At 42.0% G+C, this 16,226-nt stretch carries 12 protein-coding genes; 9 read left to right on the forward strand and 3 right to left on the reverse strand.

Going from position 1 to position 16,226, the window contains the following annotated elements; translation table 11 throughout:
* Positions 1–280: 280 nt before the first annotated feature.
* A complete protein-coding gene (locus WKT17_RS10565; protein WP_330027151.1) occupies positions 281–1,051 on the reverse strand; it encodes an AraC family transcriptional regulator in 771 nt (256 codons plus the stop codon).
* A gap of 483 nt (positions 1,052–1,534) precedes the next feature.
* Here WKT17_RS10565 and WKT17_RS10570 point away from each other — a divergent pair, with 483 nt between their 5' ends.
* The 7 genes from WKT17_RS10570 to WKT17_RS10600 all read left to right on the forward strand — a co-directional run bounded on the left by WKT17_RS10570 (position 1,535) and on the right by WKT17_RS10600 (position 10,171).
* The gene (locus WKT17_RS10570; RefSeq protein ID WP_173749631.1) at positions 1,535–3,793 is read left to right on the forward strand and encodes a beta-L-arabinofuranosidase domain-containing protein; all 2,259 of its coding nucleotides are present in this window, start codon (positions 1,535–1,537) and stop codon (positions 3,791–3,793) included.
* 25 nt (positions 3,794–3,818) lie between these two features.
* A complete protein-coding gene (locus WKT17_RS10575; RefSeq protein ID WP_294580478.1) occupies positions 3,819–5,444 on the forward strand; it encodes an extracellular solute-binding protein in 1,626 nt (541 codons plus the stop codon).
* 91 nt (positions 5,445–5,535) lie between these two features.
* Complete coding sequence (locus tag WKT17_RS10580) at positions 5,536–6,444, forward strand: ABC transporter permease (RefSeq protein WP_291682499.1); 909 nt, start codon at positions 5,536–5,538, stop codon at positions 6,442–6,444.
* Positions 6,445–6,456: 12 nt separating this feature from the next.
* Positions 6,457–7,359 carry a carbohydrate ABC transporter permease gene (locus WKT17_RS10585; RefSeq protein WP_173749634.1) on the forward strand — a complete coding sequence of 301 codons (903 nt, stop codon included), beginning with the start codon at positions 6,457–6,459 and terminating at the stop codon, positions 7,357–7,359.
* 61 nt (positions 7,360–7,420) lie between these two features.
* Positions 7,421–9,442, forward strand: coding sequence for a glycoside hydrolase family 31 protein (locus WKT17_RS10590; RefSeq protein ID WP_173749635.1), 2,022 nt, complete (start codon positions 7,421–7,423; stop codon positions 9,440–9,442).
* A gap of 20 nt (positions 9,443–9,462) precedes the next feature.
* Positions 9,463–9,612 carry a hypothetical protein gene (locus WKT17_RS10595; RefSeq protein WP_173749636.1) on the forward strand — a complete coding sequence of 50 codons (150 nt, stop codon included), beginning with the start codon at positions 9,463–9,465 and terminating at the stop codon, positions 9,610–9,612.
* Between the two features lie 64 nt (positions 9,613–9,676).
* A complete protein-coding gene (locus WKT17_RS10600; protein WP_291682495.1) occupies positions 9,677–10,171 on the forward strand; it encodes a QueT transporter family protein in 495 nt (164 codons plus the stop codon).
* Between the two features lie 118 nt (positions 10,172–10,289).
* On the opposite strand, the gene WKT17_RS10605 is transcribed toward WKT17_RS10600, so the two are convergent.
* Positions 10,290–10,919, reverse strand: coding sequence for a sugar O-acetyltransferase (locus WKT17_RS10605; protein ID WP_291682493.1), 630 nt, complete (start codon positions 10,917–10,919; stop codon positions 10,290–10,292).
* Positions 10,920–11,161: 242 nt separating this feature from the next.
* Between WKT17_RS10605 and WKT17_RS10610 the strand changes: the two genes are divergently transcribed.
* Positions 11,162–13,831, forward strand: coding sequence for a tetratricopeptide repeat protein (locus WKT17_RS10610; RefSeq protein WP_173749639.1), 2,670 nt, complete (start codon positions 11,162–11,164; stop codon positions 13,829–13,831).
* A 15-nt stretch (positions 13,832–13,846) separates the two neighbouring features.
* The gene (gene rsmA / locus WKT17_RS10615) at positions 13,847–14,719 is read left to right on the forward strand and encodes a 16S rRNA (adenine(1518)-N(6)/adenine(1519)-N(6))-dimethyltransferase RsmA (RefSeq protein WP_291682490.1); all 873 of its coding nucleotides are present in this window, start codon (positions 13,847–13,849) and stop codon (positions 14,717–14,719) included.
* 209 nt (positions 14,720–14,928) lie between these two features.
* On the opposite strand, the gene WKT17_RS10620 is transcribed toward rsmA, so the two are convergent.
* Positions 14,929–16,098, reverse strand: a complete 1,170-nt coding sequence (locus WKT17_RS10620) for an ROK family transcriptional regulator (RefSeq protein WP_291682488.1) — start codon at positions 16,096–16,098, stop codon at positions 14,929–14,931.
* Between the last annotated feature and the right edge of the window lie 128 nt (positions 16,099–16,226).

Raw genomic sequence — 16,226 nt, forward strand, 5'->3', positions numbered from 1 at the left:
TTTAAATCGAAACCATGTACGATTTTCCGGTGTATGCACAAGCGATTAATAAGAACATGAGATGTATTTAAATATAACGTTTGCAATAGCTGTGAGGACGTTTTCCACGATTAATAAGAACACGAGATGTATTTAAATTCTCCTGTTGTGTTTGTCTAAGTAAATTCTATATCCGACGGTAAGCCAATGCAAGCAAAAGGTCTTTGCATTGGCTTGAAATATGGGCGCAAGAGGAGTTTGCGAGAATGAAACAGAGAAAGAAAAGTAATTCGGAAGGACGTTATTTGTCAAACAACATTCGTTTAGCAAAAGTATTGCGGTATTCAGAGGGAGAAAGTCCAGTTACAGATTTATAAGTTCTGGTAAAGTTGTGGTTGTCTAAAAAACCCAATTCCCGGGATATTTGAGAAATGGATTTGTTGGTATCTGTAAGCATAAAGTTAGCCGCATCAATCTTTATAGAAAGAATAAACTGCTTCAGAGGAGTGCCTGTAATAGAAGCGAATAAGTGGGAAAGGTATTTTTGATTGTAGCCAAAATGGGCGGCAATTTCAGCCACTTTCAAATTTTTTGACACATTGAGTTTTATATAGTCGACGATATCGTAATAAAGCTGTTTTTGGACATCTTTAATGCTGCTGACCCTTTGTGCCCGGATGTAATATTGACCATAAAGTTCCATAAGAATACTGGTTGTCATGGCATTCAGCCCGCATGCAGGATAATTATTTTTGACCTCATCCTGGAGTTGTTTCATGAGGATTACAACTTTTTCCAGGTTTGGAATAGAGCCATGTCTGGGAACAGGGATTGTTTTGCTGGAGGTGACAATGTAAGCCAAAAGCAGAGCGTCAGGGATTTCCTTTGGGCAAGGATTCTGTCCCGTAACAAAGTGCAGCCAGTAAAAAGAACAGTCTGAAGGGCGAACCCCCTTTCTGATACCGCCTGGTGGGAGCAGAAGGAAATCTCCTGTTTCGACAGTAAAGGCTTCTCCCTGATAGGAAATATAAAGAGTACCTTCAGTCACAACGAAAAGTTCATAATCTTTCAAAGGACTCTCCTGATGTATCCAATGGGGGGAGGGAGCCTGAAATTTGCCCGTAAATATATATTCGTAAACAGTATTAGATGGTAATTCAAATACATGCATAGTTCGCTCTCCTTCTGTGCAATTTAATACAAACATTATAATATGGGGCTTGATAAATAACAAGTTTCCTTATGACACCAAATATAGAGTAAACGGAAAAAGGTTAAATTGTAAACTGACAAAATGACACTAAAAATAGAAATAAAACAGAGCATTACATAAAATAAAAAACAGAAAAATATGCAATAGTAACAAAAAATAAGCCGAAAGTACAAAGAAAAACTGAAAATGAGGAAATGGTAAGAAAAAGTGTCAAAATGGAATAAGTGTCAGGTTTCAAAAAGTAAGATGTGACAAAATGACACCTTTTGAGAAATAGTGATATTTACGAAAAGGAAATCCAACGCTATAATGACCCTACATTTAAGAGAGGGGGCAGCAGCGGTGAGTGACAAAGTAAAGAAAGCAGTAAGAGATTTTCCCTATGGAACAGTTAAAATAAAAGAGAAATATAAGGAAAATGCCTTCAAGCGGGAATTGATTTATTTACGTTCGCTGGATTGTGACAGGCTTATGGCTGGGTTTTACGAGACAGCAGGACTTACGCCTAAAAAAGAACGGTATCAAGGCTGGGAAGTGACGGAAATTCAGGGACATACGTTGGGACATTATTTAACAGCAGTTTCTCAGGCCTATGGATACACGAAAGATGAAGATTTATTGGAACGCCTTATATATATGTCTGCGGGGTTGGAAGAATGTCAGAGAGAGGACGGTTTCTTATTTGCCAGCCCGGAGAAAATTTTTGACAGGGTAGAGCAGAAGAAACCTGCCTGGGTTCCATGGTATACCATGCATAAGATTTTAAGCGGCTTACTTTCTGTTTATACATATACGAAAAATGAAACAGCAAAAAAAGTAGCAGAGAATCTGGGAAAATGGATTTCCCGGCGCTGCCTGGGCTGGTCAGAAGATGTTCGTAAACAGGTGCTGGCTGTGGAATACGGCGGCATGAATGACTGTTTGTATGAGTTGTATAGCATTACACAGAGAGAAGAGTTTTTAAAAGCGGCACATCAGTTTGATGAAATGCCTCTGTTTCAGCAATTATACGAAGGAAAAGATATTCTAAATGGTCTCCATGCAAACACTACAATTCCTAAAGTGCTGGGTGCGTTAAAAAGGTATTGTGTGTTGGGCGAAGAAGAGAAGTTTTATCTGATTGCAGCAGAGAAATTTTGGGACATGGTGGTTTCTCATCATTCTTATGTGACAGGGGGGAACAGTGAGTGGGAACATTTTGGGAAACCGGATATTTTGGATGGGGAACGAACCTCCTGTAATTGTGAAACCTGCAATACTTATAATATGCTGAAGCTTTCAAAAGCGCTTTTTGAAATTACCCTGGAGAGAAAATATGCAGATTTTTACGAAAATGCATATTTGAATGCTATTTTGTCTTCCCAAAATCCGGAAACAGGAATGACTACATATTTCCAGCCCATGGCTTCGGGATATTTCAAAGTATACAGCACTCCTTATGACAGCTTTTGGTGCTGTACCGGAAGCGGTATGGAGAATTTTACAAAACTTACAGAGGGGGCTGCTTATAAAAGTGAGGATACCATGTATATCATCCGCTGTGAGAACTGTCAGATTTACTGGAAAGAAGGGGGAGTGAAGCTGGCTGTTACCTGTGAGCAGAAAGAAAATGCCTACCAGGTAAAGATTCAGGTGACAGAGAATAGTCGGGTCATGAAGCAGCCAAAAGTCCGGCTGCTGATTCCGAAATGGAATAAACAACAGCCAGCAATAATGGAAAATGGTATTTCGGCTGTGACAGAAAAGGAATGGATATTGTTAGAACGGGGATTGGAAGAAGGACATAGTGTTGTGATTACTTATACGATGGAACTGGAGTGTAAGGTTTTACCGGATAATGTTCATGCGTGTGCATTTGTCTACGGGCCTTATGTGTTGAGCGGGGATATGGGAAAAGAGAAAATGGAAGAGACTTATACAGGTGTGAATGTATTGGTTCCCCAGAAAGAAATACTGCTTCCAGATTATATTGTGTTAAAAAAAGAAAGCTTAGAAGAATTTTACCGGAATCCCGGATATTTTCTAAAAAAGACCCCTGGAAAAATGCAGTTTACTTTGGAAAATCAGGAGAAGACGCTAATTTTTACTCCTCATTATCTGCGCTATCAGGAGCGTTACGGGATTTACTGGATGGTTTATCCGGAGGGCTCCAAAGAACTGAAGGCCATTAAAGAGCGGGAAGAAAGAAGATACAGACTGAAACGAGAGCAGTTGGACGTACTCCCGGTGGGAAATGACCAATATGAACTTGCACATCACATTCAGGGAGAATTTACAGATTCAGATATAGTAGACGGACATTCGGCCAGGTATTGCAGGGAAAAGGGATGGTTTTCCTATGAAATGCAGGGTGAGAAAGATGGAGCTGTTTTATGCATGACTCTTTCCGGAAGAGATAGGGGAAGCGTCTTTACGCTTTTTGCTTCCGGAGGTTTTCAGCAGGATATTGACGTACCAAAACAACAGGAAGAATTTGGGGTTTTAGAGATTCCGCTGGAGAAAGGTTGTTTTTCAGAAGAGGGAAAAGTCCGGTTGAAGTTCCAGTGCAAAAAAGGGGTGTGCCGGATTTTTGATGAGTTGTATTTAAAGAAAAAAGATTAAACATTAAGGAAAGCGAGGAAAAGGTATGAAGAAAAAAGCAGTATCTATGTTGTTGGCAGGGGTTATGGTTGTGAGCATGCTGGCAGGCTGTGGTAAAGGCGGCAGCAGTGAACCGGAAAAGACAGCAGATGGCAAAACAAAATTAAAAGCATTGTTTGTATCTCATTCGGCGACCCAGGATGTAGAAGACATGAAATGGGTTCAGAAATTAGAAGAAGAGGCCGGTGTGGAGATTGAGTGGGAACAGATTCGTCAGGATTGGGAAACTGTAAAATCTACCAGATTTGCTTCCGGAGATATCCCGGATTTGCTTTTTAATGCAACCAATGCAGCTGATTATACGAAATATACAGGATTATTTGAAGATTTGACTCCTTTAATCGAGGAAAACGCGCCCAATATACAGGAAATGTTTACAGAAGTTCCGGATACAAAAGTTCTGGCAACAGCAGGAAACGGAAAAATCTACAGTATTCCCAAGATGCAGACCGTATGGCCGGAAACTAACACGGTATTATTCCTGAACAAAACATGGCTGGATAATCTGGGGCTGGAAGTTCCTACTACGTTTTCAGAATTTGAAGAAGTCTTAAAAGCCTTTGAAAAAGAAGATGCTAACGGAAATGGAGACCCCAGTGATGAAATTCCATTAGACTACAATGCATATGGCGGAAACAATGCCTGGTTTAACTCTGCCTATTCTCTGTTAAAACTGCTTCCGTCTCTGGGCATCCAGCTTACAGACATTGGAACAGACGGATACTTTGTAGAAGATAAAACAGTAAAATGTTACGCTATTGATGAACGCTATAAATCTTTTATTAAGACAATGAATCGTTGGTACTCAGAAGGTCTGATTAACAAAAATGCCATTACGAATGACTATTCTGCTTATCAGTCTTTATCCAGAGGAAATGAAAATGGAGAAGCTCTGGTAGGTGCATGTTTTGGATGGGAGGAGACAGATAAATTTGGCACTTTGTCAGACCAGTATATTGCAGTAGCTCCTTTGGTTTATGATGATGGAGTGAAGGCGGGCACTTATGAAACTTACTGGAATTATGATATGGATCAGTTGAATATGCAGGCGGACCGTGTGGCTATGAGCGCAAAATGTGCAGATAAAGAAGCTGCTATGAAATTTATTGATGGTTTCTATGACCAGACAAAATCCGTCGAAGTTCTGTTTGGTGGCATTTCCGATGGATGTGTGGAAAAAGTAGATGATAATCATTATAAAGTGCTGCCGCCGCAGGACGAAGAGATGGACCCGGGAACCTGGAAATGGACCAGTACATTTGCTGATTTTGGACCTTTGTATATCCGTGAAGATGTGGAGATTGAAATGTCTCAGGATATGGAAAACGCCTTGAATGAGAGAAGTGTTTATGAAGAGGCATTATCTAAAAATAACGAAAATATTTATTATCCGCAGCTCTTTATGAAATATACGGATGAAGAACAGAATACAATGGCCATGAACCAAGCGAATATCAATAATATTATTGATAACAAGTGGTCTTTATGGATTACAGGAGAAGCTGATATTGATGCAGAATGGAATTCTTATGTACAGAGTGTTAAAGATGCAGGACTTGAAGAAGTATTGAAGATTCGCCAAAATGCATTTGATAATTATTTAGGAGAATAAGAGCAAAAGGGCTGCTGCATAAACTGCATATCCATGCGTGCTGCAGCCCTTTCCGTATTTCTTCTGGATTGAACAGAAAGGGAGAGGTAGGATGAAAGCAAAAAAATATTTTTATAAAAACTGGCAGTTGTGGGTGATGCTGTTTCCGGCTATGCTGTACATTTTTATTTTCTGTTATGTTCCTATGTACGGTATTCAATTAGCTTTTCGTGATTATGATTTTACGAAAGGAATTGCCGGAGGGGCGTGGGCCGGGCTGAAATATTTCAAACAATATTTTGAAAGTCCTATGTTTTTGGTAACTTTAAAAAACACCTTTTTCATTGCTTTTGCCAGTATTGTAGTCGGATTTCCGGTTCCTATTATTCTTGCCATGGTAATTAATCAGCTTCGGAATAAAAAGTGGAAAAGGGTCGTACAGACAACGGTTTACATTCCTTATTTTATTTCAGTAGTTGTTATGGTATCAATTCTGCGTATTATGCTGGCTGATGGAACAGGTGTTATTGATGGATTTTTAAAAGGGATTCATCTGGTAAACGAAAATATCAATTTAATGGGGTCAGAAAAAGCCTTTATGCCAGTATATGTGCTGTCTGGTGTATGGCAGACCATGGGATGGAACAGTATTATTTTCATTGCAGCTTTGTCATCTGTGGATACGCAGTTGTATGATGCATGCAAAATTGATGGTGCGAACCGTTGGCAGACCATGCTTCATGTAGACCTTCCGGCAATTCTTCCTACCATTATGATTGTGCTGATTCTGAATATGGGAAATATTCTCAATGTAGGGTTTGATAAAGTGTTTCTGATGCAGAACAGCTTGAATCTTGGTGCTTCCCAGGTTATCTCTACTTATGTATATACCGTGGGTATTAAATCCACTCAGTTTAGCTTTGGTGCGGCTGTTGGTTTGTTTAATACGGTGATTAACTTTGTGTTCTTGATAGTAACCAATCACCTGTCTAAAAAGGTGACAGGAACCGGATTGATGTAGGGGGTAATAGAAATGTCAGGAAAAAGAAATGTAATCAAAGAGAAATCAATGAGTGACCGGATTTTTAATGCGGCGGTACTGATTTTGAGTATTGTGGTTTTTATTATTATCGTATATCCTCTTTGGTTTGTCATTATTGCATCTGTCAGCAATTCAAATTTGGTAAATCAGGGTAAGGTAATCTTCTGGCCAAAAGATATTAATTTTTACGGATTTCAGCAGATTCTTCAAGATACGCGTATTTGGAAGGGGTATTTGAACACTATCTTTTATGTAGTAGTTGGAACTGCTTTGAATATGGCGGTTACCATGCCTGCGGCCTATGCTTTATCCAGGCCGGATTTTAAAGGCAGGGGAAAGATTATGTTTTACTTTGTATTTACCATGTTTTTCAGCGGAGGCCTGGTGCCTCTTTATATGACAATCAGTTCTTTAGGATTAATCAGCACAAAGACCATTCTGGTTGTTATGGTGTTAGTAAATACTTATAATCTGATTATTGCAAGAACATTTATTGAAAGTTCAATACCAAATGATTTATACGAAGCGGCGGTCATTGACGGGTGTTCTCACTTTAAATATTTCTTTTCTGTGGTACTTCCGCTTTCCAAGGCAGTGATTGCAGTCCTTATTTTGTACTATGCAGTATATCACTGGAATGATTTCTTTAATGCTTTGATGTTTAACAGCAATAATGACAATGACCCCTTACAGATTGTTTTGAGAAGTATTCTTCTTTTGAATGAGGCTTTTGCCAACGGAACCGGAGCCGGGGCCGGAGGTTATGGACAAATGTTTGCAGAACAGGTAAAATATGCCGCAATTATTGTATCTACCTTGCCGATTTTATGTGTTTATCCATTTATCCAGAAATACTTTGAAAAGGGAGTTATGATTGGTGCTGTAAAAGGATAATAAGAAAAGCGGTTTAGTGAAAGGAAAGAATTGTCAGAGGAAGACTGTGAGGAGAAGGATTATGGGACGAATCAGCAGAGCAAACAATAAGTTAATATGGACCTTTAATGGAGAGAAAATGGTAATAGAACCCTGGGGCAGGAACAGCTTACGGGTACGCAGTACTATGATGGGCGATATACAGGAAACAGATTATGCCCTGCTTCCTATAACAAAAGCAGCCGGGGCTGTTGTGGAAATCACCCAACACCAGGGAGTGATTATCAATGGGAAAATCAAGGCGGTTTTGACGGAAGACCCTTGGTCAAAAACAGGTACGATTGCTTATTATAACCAGGAGAACCGTCTGCTTTTGGAGGAGCAGGGCTGGCATGGGGCTTTGAATCTCTATGCCAGAAAATTCAAACCGATTCTGGGAGGTGATTATAGACTGACTGTTAGTTTTGAAAGTCAGGAAGAGGAAAAATTGTTTGGAATGGGGCAGTACCAACAGGAAGTCATGGATTTAAAATATTGTTCTCTGGAACTGGCACATAGAAATTCCCAGGCCAGTGTGCCTTTTCTGCTATCCAGTAGGGGGTATGGCTTTTTGTGGCATAATCCGGCAGTGGGAAAGGTGACTTTTGGGAAAAACGTAACGCAGTGGGAATCCTACAGTACGAAACAATTGGATTATTGGATTACAGCGGGAGATACCCCTGCCGAGATTGAAGAGGCCTATGCGGAAGCTACGGGGAAGGTGCCTATGATGCCGGAATATGGTCTGGGGTTCTGGCAGTGCAAACTGCGGTACTGGAATCAGGAACAGGTTTTAAATGTGGCTCGGGAATATAAAAAAAGAAATATTCCTTTAGATGTCATAGTGATAGATTTTTTTCATTGGCCAAGAATGGGGGATTTCCGGTTTGATGAGAAGTTTTTTCCGGATCCAGAGGCTATGAATAAAGAGTTAGAGGCCATGGGTGTGAAATTGATGGTATCTGTATGGCCGCAAATTGACTTAAGAAGCGAAAACTTTGAAGAAATGAAGGAAAGAAATTTATTGGTAAAGCCGGAGATGGGGGTAAACATATCCATGACCTTTGGGGGTGATAGCCTTTTCTTTGATGCGACAAATCCGGAAGCCAGAAAATTTGTGTGGGAAAAATGTAAGAAGAATTATTATGACCACGGTATTCGGATTTTCTGGTTAGATGAAGCGGAACCGGAATTCGGAGTTTATGATTTTGAGAATTATCGTTACCATATGGGACCGAATGTCCAGGTGGGAAATATTTATCCTCAAATGTATTCCAGAACTTTTTATGAGGGTATGGAAAAGCAAGGACAGAAGAATATTGTCAATTTAGTTCGCTGTGCGTGGGCGGGAAGCCAGAGATATGGGGCTTTAGTGTGGTCCGGAGATGTACATTCTACTTATGAAGATTTGCGGAAACAGATTTGTGCAGGGCTTCATATGGGATTAGCAGGAATTCCATGGTGGACTACAGATATTGGAGGATTTGCAGGAGGAAATCCTAAAGATGAAAGATTTCGGAAGCTGTTGGTCCGTTGGTTTGAATATGGGACTTTCTGTCCGGTTATGCGGCTTCATGGAGACCGTATGCCTGCATCTATGCTACCGGGCAGTGATGGACTGCCTAATTGTCACACCGGGGTGGAGAATGAGGTATGGAGTTTCGGAGAGACGGTTTATAAAATTTTGAAAAAATATATTTCGTTCAGAGAATGTATGAGAGATTACACAAGAGAGTTTATGAAAGAGGCACATATAAAAGGAAGTCCTGTCATGAGAACCATGTTTTATGAATTTCCGGATGATGAGAAGGCCTGGGATGTGAAAGAACAGTATATGTATGGCAGTGATTTGTTAATTGCGCCCATGGTCTACGAAGACGCGGAGTGGAGAAAGGTGTATCTTCCGAAAGGGGCAAGATGGACGGATCTTCATACAGGGGAAATTTTCGAGGGCGGACAGGAAATTCTCACAGACGCACCGCTGGAGAAGATTCCTGTATTTATTCGTGATGGAAGACATCCGGAGTTTATAGGAAAAATCCTGAACATGCATGATAAGCCTTGATAAAAAGGAGTTACAAAATTATGGGAAGCGGTATGGATTTTATTTATCTGTCGGAGGATGATGGCATGACACAGGCAGAGTTGCCCGGCGGCGTATCGTTCTTGCTTTTTTCTGTTTTTCATGCTATACTACCAATCGTTGTAAAGCCCATAAAAAACAAGGTCTTATAGGGCAATTTAATCGAGTGTTCGCGACCTTCCACTCGTAAAACAAAACTAAAGGAGAAAACAGAATATGAAAAACAAAAGTGTAACCTTTTTAACCCAGGCAGCCATGATTGCTGCTATCTATGTGGTGCTGACTATGATATTTGCACCTTTCAGCTTTGGGGAAGTGCAGGTCCGGGTAGCAGAAGCTTTGACAATTCTGCCAATTTTTACACCTGCGGCAATTCCGGGACTGTTTGTAGGCTGTCTTATAGGCAACATCACCGGAGGCGCAGTTCTGCCGGATATTATTTTCGGAAGTATTGCAACTCTGATTGGTGCAGTAGGTACTTACCAGCTTAGAAAATGCCACAGAATCATCGCAGTTCTGCCTCCTATATTGGCAAACATTGTGATTGTTCCTTTTGTACTGCGCTATGCTTACGGCATTGTTCTGCCGATTCCGTTTATGATGCTTACGGTTGGAATTGGTGAAGTGATTTCCTGCGGAATTATGGGAAATATCCTGGCTGTGGTGCTGGGCAAATACAAGGGACGTCTTTTTGTATCTGCCAGGGGCTAAACAGGGTTTGAAATTATAATATAAGAGAAAAGCTGCTGTATGAAACATATCAGGTAAATACCGGATAGTTGTTTATGCAGCAGCTTTTTGAAAGATTACAGAAACATTTTACAAGGGACTATTTTTTGTTTCTGTTGATTTTCGCCCATGCTTCGTCGTCAAATCTGCGGTCTTTAAAGTAAAAAGGTCTGTCAGCGTCTGTAATTTCCCGGATAACACGGCAGGGATTTCCTGCGGCACATACATTGTCGGGAATATCTTTTGTTACCACACTTCCGGCGCCGATTACCACATTATTTCCAATAGAAACACCAGGGAGAATGACACAGCTTCCGCCAATCCAGACGTTGCTGCCAATAGTGACGGGAATTCCGTATTCATAGCCGGAATTTCTGCTTTCCGGGTGGATGGGGTGTCCGGCGGTGTAGATGGAGACGTTGGGACCAAAGAGCACATTGTCTCCAATAGTGATTTTACCTACGTCCAGCATAATGCAGTTAACATTTGCATAGAAATTTTCGCCTACCTCAATATGGTTTCCGTATTCACAGTGGAAAGGCGGCTCAAAATATATATTTTCTTTGTGTTTTATACCGGTACGGGCAATGCAGTCCATGCCCTTCTTCATATCAAAAGGCATAACAGCATTGTATTCTTTTACCGCTTTTTTCGTTTCCAACTGTTCGCTGGTAACGGATTCGTCTGAAAAATATGCCATTTCGTGGTCTCTTCTGTATCTGTTATCCATAACAACCTCCCACATAAAAAATTTGTAAATACAGTTTCAGTATAGGCGTTTTATACTGAGAAATCTAACACTTTTTTCACTTATAGTTGCACAATCCTTTTCAAAATATGCCAATCATTTACTTTGACATCTATATCGCAGTATGATAAACTAAAATCAATTATGGAATCTTATACCCTCAACAACAGATTATAGATAAGAATACATATTTGAAACTATATACCAATCAAGAAGTTACAGAGGTGAAAAAATTGGACAAAAACGAGTACAGGGCAAAACTTGATGAAATTACGGACCTGGTCGACAGACAAGACTACAAGGGTGCCCTCAAAATTGTTGATACGATTGACTGGAGAAGAGTTCGCAGTGCCAGAACCTTGTGCATGGTCGGTGAGATTTATGAGGCCAACAAAAGGTATAATGACAGTCGTAGACTGCTTCTTCTTGCTCACCAGAGAGCGCCTATTGGAAAAACAGTTCTGTACAGACTGGTGGAACTTTCCATTAAAATGGGAAACTTTGACGAGGCTGTGGATTATTATAAACGGTTTGTGGAAGTATCTCCCAATGACAACAGCCGTTATATCCTGAAGTATAAAATTTACAGGGCAAGACGTTCCCCTATTGAAGAGCAGATTTCCATATTACAGGAATATAAAGACCGAGAATATACAGAGCGTTGGGCTTACGAACTGGCTCGTCTGTATGCAAAAGCGGGAATGACGGAAGCGTGTGTAGAAGAGTGCGATGATTTGATTTTGTGGTTTAGTGAAGGCCGTTATGTGAATAAGGCTATGGAACTGAAAATGAAGTTTGCACCGCTGACAACGTCACAGAAAGAGAAATATGACAGCAGATTTCTGAAACCATCAGCTAACAGAGCAGGGAATCCGGCGGGAGCAGCAGCCAATGCGGCAGTTTTGACAGCGGAAACGGAAAAAGCGGCTGATAATGCTCTAAGCAGCAGTCAGGATAAGGAAATAGAGGAGATTTTAAAGAGTATTACCATTGGTGATATAAGTGCAGGGACACCTGCCGTATCTGCGGAGGCTCCCGAAGAAGAGGAAGCAGTGCCGATGTATACGGCAAAGCCACAGCAGCCTGAAAATCTTCAGGATAAAGTGGCACAGGGACTGAGAGATGTTTTCCAGGGCGGAGCGGAAGCGGAAGAAACCGCGGCTACCTGTGAACCGGAAAGCAGACCGTCTGAAAAGAAAGAAGAGTATATTGTTAAGGACTTAGAGCCGGAAGATATTCACAGACAGACAGGATTTAAACCTTTCCATGTAGGTGGGGCTATGACCATGGAGGTCAAGGCAGAAGCGCCGAAATCTCAGATGTTTACGCCTAAGAGCGCAGATACAGAGGCTTTCAAAACAGATACAAAGGATTTGGAATTTGATTTGGAAGCGCTTTTGGCAGAGACAGCCAATGAACTGGCACAGGCAGTAGCCGAGGAGACGCAGCCCGAAGGTGGAACCGAAGAAACTGCAAAAACAGCGGAAACAGATGAAGTTGAAGCGGAAGCAGAGCAGCCGAAGCCAGAGGAAGCCGTTCAGACTGCAGTTCCGGATACCGGACTGCCGGCACCGGCAGCAGCAAGAGCAGCGATTGTGGCAGGAAATCTCAGTGCAGCCCTTTCAGAAAAGGCAGAGGAATTTGATGCTCTGGCAGCTGGAGAAAATGCAAAGGAAACTTCTAATACAGCGGAACAGCCGGAAGAAGCAGAAGCTGTGGAGAATGTGGAAGCAGAGCCGCAAAGAGAAGAAGTCGCTGTAGAAATCGAAACAGAATCAGAAGAACCAGAAGTTGTGGACATAACAGAACCAGAACTGGAAGAAGCGGAAGCCGTAGAGGAAGTCGAGACGGAGTCCAAAGCGGCAGAAGTTTCCGGCACAATCGAAATACCGGATATTGTTGAGCCGGCAGAACTGGAAGTGCCGGAAGGCGCTACAAAGGAAATTCCGGTAGAGGCTGTAAAAGAAAAGCTGGGAGAACTTGATTTCTCAGAAGTTCTGGCACAGGAACTGGAAGATGTGGTAAAACCTAATAAGGAAGAATCACACATGAAACGTGTGACAGCGTCTGTGGAAGCGAGCGGACAGCATAGTTCCCAGGCATTCCAGACGGCAGTGGAAGGTCTTATGCGCCACCATCTGACAGAAGAAGAGCACAGACGTCTTTTTACCTATTTTGCACCGATTCCGGGTATGAGCCAGCAGATTAATGAAGCGCTGGATACTGCGCAGGAATCTGCGTGTGCAAAGACCTCCTGTTCCGGCAATATTATTGTGACCGGACGTGAAGGCTCCGGTAAGACACGTCTTTCCGAAGGGTTGATTAAAGCACTCTGCAAAGAACGCCAAATGGAAGGTGCCAGAGTTGCGTTCCTTACCGCAGAGCAGTTGAATAAGAAAGACCCTGCAGCAGTAGTGAATACTCTGGCAGGAGGATTTCTGGTTGTAGAGGACGCAGGTAAATTAAGTGGCGAAACCGTAGAGAATCTGTCCAAGGCTATGGAATTTAAGACAAACCGTCTGACTGTGATTTTGGAAGACCTGAAGCCGGGTATCCGCGCTCTGGAAGCAGATTATCCGGAATTTATGAAAAAATTTGATTCCCGCGTGGTGATTCCGGTATTTACCAATGACGAGCTGGTTTCCTTTGCAAAAACGTATGCAAAAGAACTGGGATATAAAATTGATGACATGGCGGTATTAGCGCTGTACACCTTGATTGGAGACAATCAGAATGAAGAAAACCCGGTGGCCATTGGTATGGTACGGGAAATGATGGACGAAGCCATTAGAAGGGCGTCCAAAAAGGGCAGAAGACCTGGCCGTAAGGTAGGAAAGCGCCATCTGGACGAAAGCGGCAGAATCATGCTGTATGAAAAAGACTTTGACATTTAAGCAGGAGGAAACGAAATGACAGCCCCTTATCTGGGAAATCCAAAGAGAACTATAGAAGTTCTCCAGAAGTATGAATTTGTTTTTCAGAAAAAATTCGGGCAGAATTTCCTCATTGACACCCATGTGTTAGATAAAATTGTAAATGCTGCAGAGATTACAAAAGAAGACTTTGTTCTGGAGATTGGTCCCGGTATCGGGACCATGACCCAGTATCTGGCCAGTGCGGCGAGAGAGGTCTTTGCAGTAGAAATTGATAAGGCGTTAATTCCCATTCTGGAGGACACGCTTCAGGATTATGAGAATGTAACGATTCTCAATGAAGATATATTGAAAGTAGACATCAGAAAGCTGGCAGAGGAGCGCAACGGTGGAAAACCCATTAAAGTTGTGGCGAATCTGCCCTATTACATTACAACGCCGATTATCATGGGATTGTTTGAGGGAGAAGTGCCTATTGACTCTATTACGGTTATGGTGCAGAAGGAAGTGGCAGACCGTATGCAGGTAGGACCGGGAACGAAAGATTACGGTGCCCTGTCTCTGGCCGTGCAGTATTATGCCGAGCCTTATATTGTGGCAAATGTGCCGCCGAACTGCTTTATGCCGAGACCAAAGGTAGGAAGTGCGGTTATCCGTCTTACCAGACATGAGAAACCGCCGGTTGCAGTGGAGGATACAAAACTGATGTTCCGCATTATCCGGGCATCTTTTAATCAGAGAAGGAAAACGCTGGCAAATGGTCTGAAAAATTCGCCGGAACTCTCCTTTACAAAAGAAGAAATTCAAAATGTCATAGCAGCCTGCGGTTTTCCGGAAGGTATTCGGGGCGAAGCCCTGACGCTGGAAGCTTTTGCAGCCCTTGCCAATGCATTTGTAAAATTACGGTAACACAAAAGCCACCGCATTTTCTGCGGTGGCTTTTTCTATAAATATTAAAGGAAGGAGAGCCGACTCTTGCGAGTCGACATATGAAAAAGAAAATATAAAAATAATGTGCTCTGTATTATTTTTATGATATTAGTATATCCCGTAAATATGTTCAAATCGTGTTGAAGTTGTGAAGAATTCATGAACGAAATTCAAAAGATTTATGAATGTTAAGAATTCTCCAAATCCGGGGACAGGGTTTGAATCTGCAGGTGGCGAATATCCAGAAAATGTTCTGTACACACCCGGATACCCCCGATTAAGCAGGAAATATCCTGCAGGCGGGAAGGGATGATTTTGCAGTCGCGGTTCTGATGACGGCTGAGATATTCCACAATTCGCCGGTTTATGTCGGGAATACAGTTGGAGAAAAAACTGTTTAGCACAATCAAATCCGTGTTAAAGGTATTTACTACATTATTTATGCCAATGGCCATGTACTTTACAAACAAATCCATCATTTCTTTGGTTTCCGGCAGCTTCTGTTGATAATCTTCTAAAAATTCCTCTGCGGTTACTGTCTCCCGGCCGGTTCTGCAGGCATATTCTTCCAGAATGGCTCTCTCAGAAGCGTACTGTTCCAGACAGCCCTCGTTGCCGCAGGCGCAGGGTTTTCCTTCGGGAAAGAGAATGGTATGCCCCAGCTCTCCGGCATATCCGTCATGTCCTTTATAGAGTTCTTCGTTAATCAAAATTCCCATACCGATACCGTCGTGGATGTTGATGTGTATCATGTTTTCGTAGCCGTAGTGAAAGGCAGACTCCCCCAACACAGAAAAATTGGACTCATTCTCCACAAGAACGGGAATATTGAATTTTTCTGAAAGCAGCAGCCCCAGATGAGGATCCGGGAGGGGATAGTATGGTGTGAAAACAATTTGATTTTCTTGTACCACACCATAAATACCAATAGCAATTCCCACGATTCCATAAGAAGTATCCCGGCAGTTTTCTATATGTCCGGCAATAATTTCTTCCAACAGCGGCAGAAGGTTTTTGTCAGAAGAAAACGGATATTCTGTTACCTGACAGTTTTCCCCTTTTAAATCTGTGATTAGAGTAATAATCTGCCGGGGACGCACGTCTATGGCAAGGGCATAGCCGCAGTGCTTGTGAAATTCCAGCAGAATAGGTTTCCGGCCCATGGCGGTTTTTGCACTTCCGATTTCCAGAATCAGGTTTCGGTCTAAAAGTTCCTGCACAATATTGGAAATGGTGGCCTTGGTAAGCTGCAGTTGTTTGGCTAAATCCGCCCGGGAGATGGGGGGATTGTTTACAATATATTCCAGCACCAGCCGTCGGTTGGTGTTCCGTATCATTTCCTGATTGACAACGGGCATAATGACGCCTCCTTCGTACAAAATTTTATCTGCTTTTATCATACACGGTTCGGCAGACAGGGGCAAGGATAATTTGTTTAAAGGGTAAACAAAACTGCCTTTCAGAAGTATTTGGAAAGACTTTAGAT

The sequence above is a fragment of the Blautia sp. HCN-20427 genome, from assembly GCF_037890365.1.
Lineage (GTDB): Bacteria > Bacillota > Clostridia > Lachnospirales > Lachnospiraceae > Blautia.

Excerpts from the sequence above, each read along its gene's own strand:
- WKT17_RS10595 (WP_173749636.1), top strand. The coding sequence starts at position 9,463 with ATGGGAAGCGGTATGGATTTTATTTATCTGTCGGAGGATGATGGCATG.
- rsmA (WP_291682490.1), top strand. The coding sequence starts at position 13,847 with ATGACAGCCCCTTATCTGGGAAATCCAAAGAGAACTATAGAAGTTCTC.
- WKT17_RS10575 (WP_294580478.1), top strand. The coding sequence starts at position 3,819 with ATGAAGAAAAAAGCAGTATCTATGTTGTTGGCAGGGGTTATGGTTGTG.
- WKT17_RS10605 (WP_291682493.1), bottom strand. The coding sequence starts at position 10,919 with ATGGATAACAGATACAGAAGAGACCACGAAATGGCATATTTTTCAGAC.
- WKT17_RS10620 (WP_291682488.1), bottom strand. The coding sequence starts at position 16,098 with ATGCCCGTTGTCAATCAGGAAATGATACGGAACACCAACCGACGGCTG.
- WKT17_RS10585 (WP_173749634.1), top strand. The coding sequence starts at position 6,457 with ATGTCAGGAAAAAGAAATGTAATCAAAGAGAAATCAATGAGTGACCGG.
- WKT17_RS10580 (WP_291682499.1), top strand. The coding sequence starts at position 5,536 with ATGAAAGCAAAAAAATATTTTTATAAAAACTGGCAGTTGTGGGTGATG.
- WKT17_RS10600 (WP_291682495.1), top strand. The coding sequence starts at position 9,677 with ATGAAAAACAAAAGTGTAACCTTTTTAACCCAGGCAGCCATGATTGCT.
- WKT17_RS10590 (WP_173749635.1), top strand. The coding sequence starts at position 7,421 with ATGGGACGAATCAGCAGAGCAAACAATAAGTTAATATGGACCTTTAAT.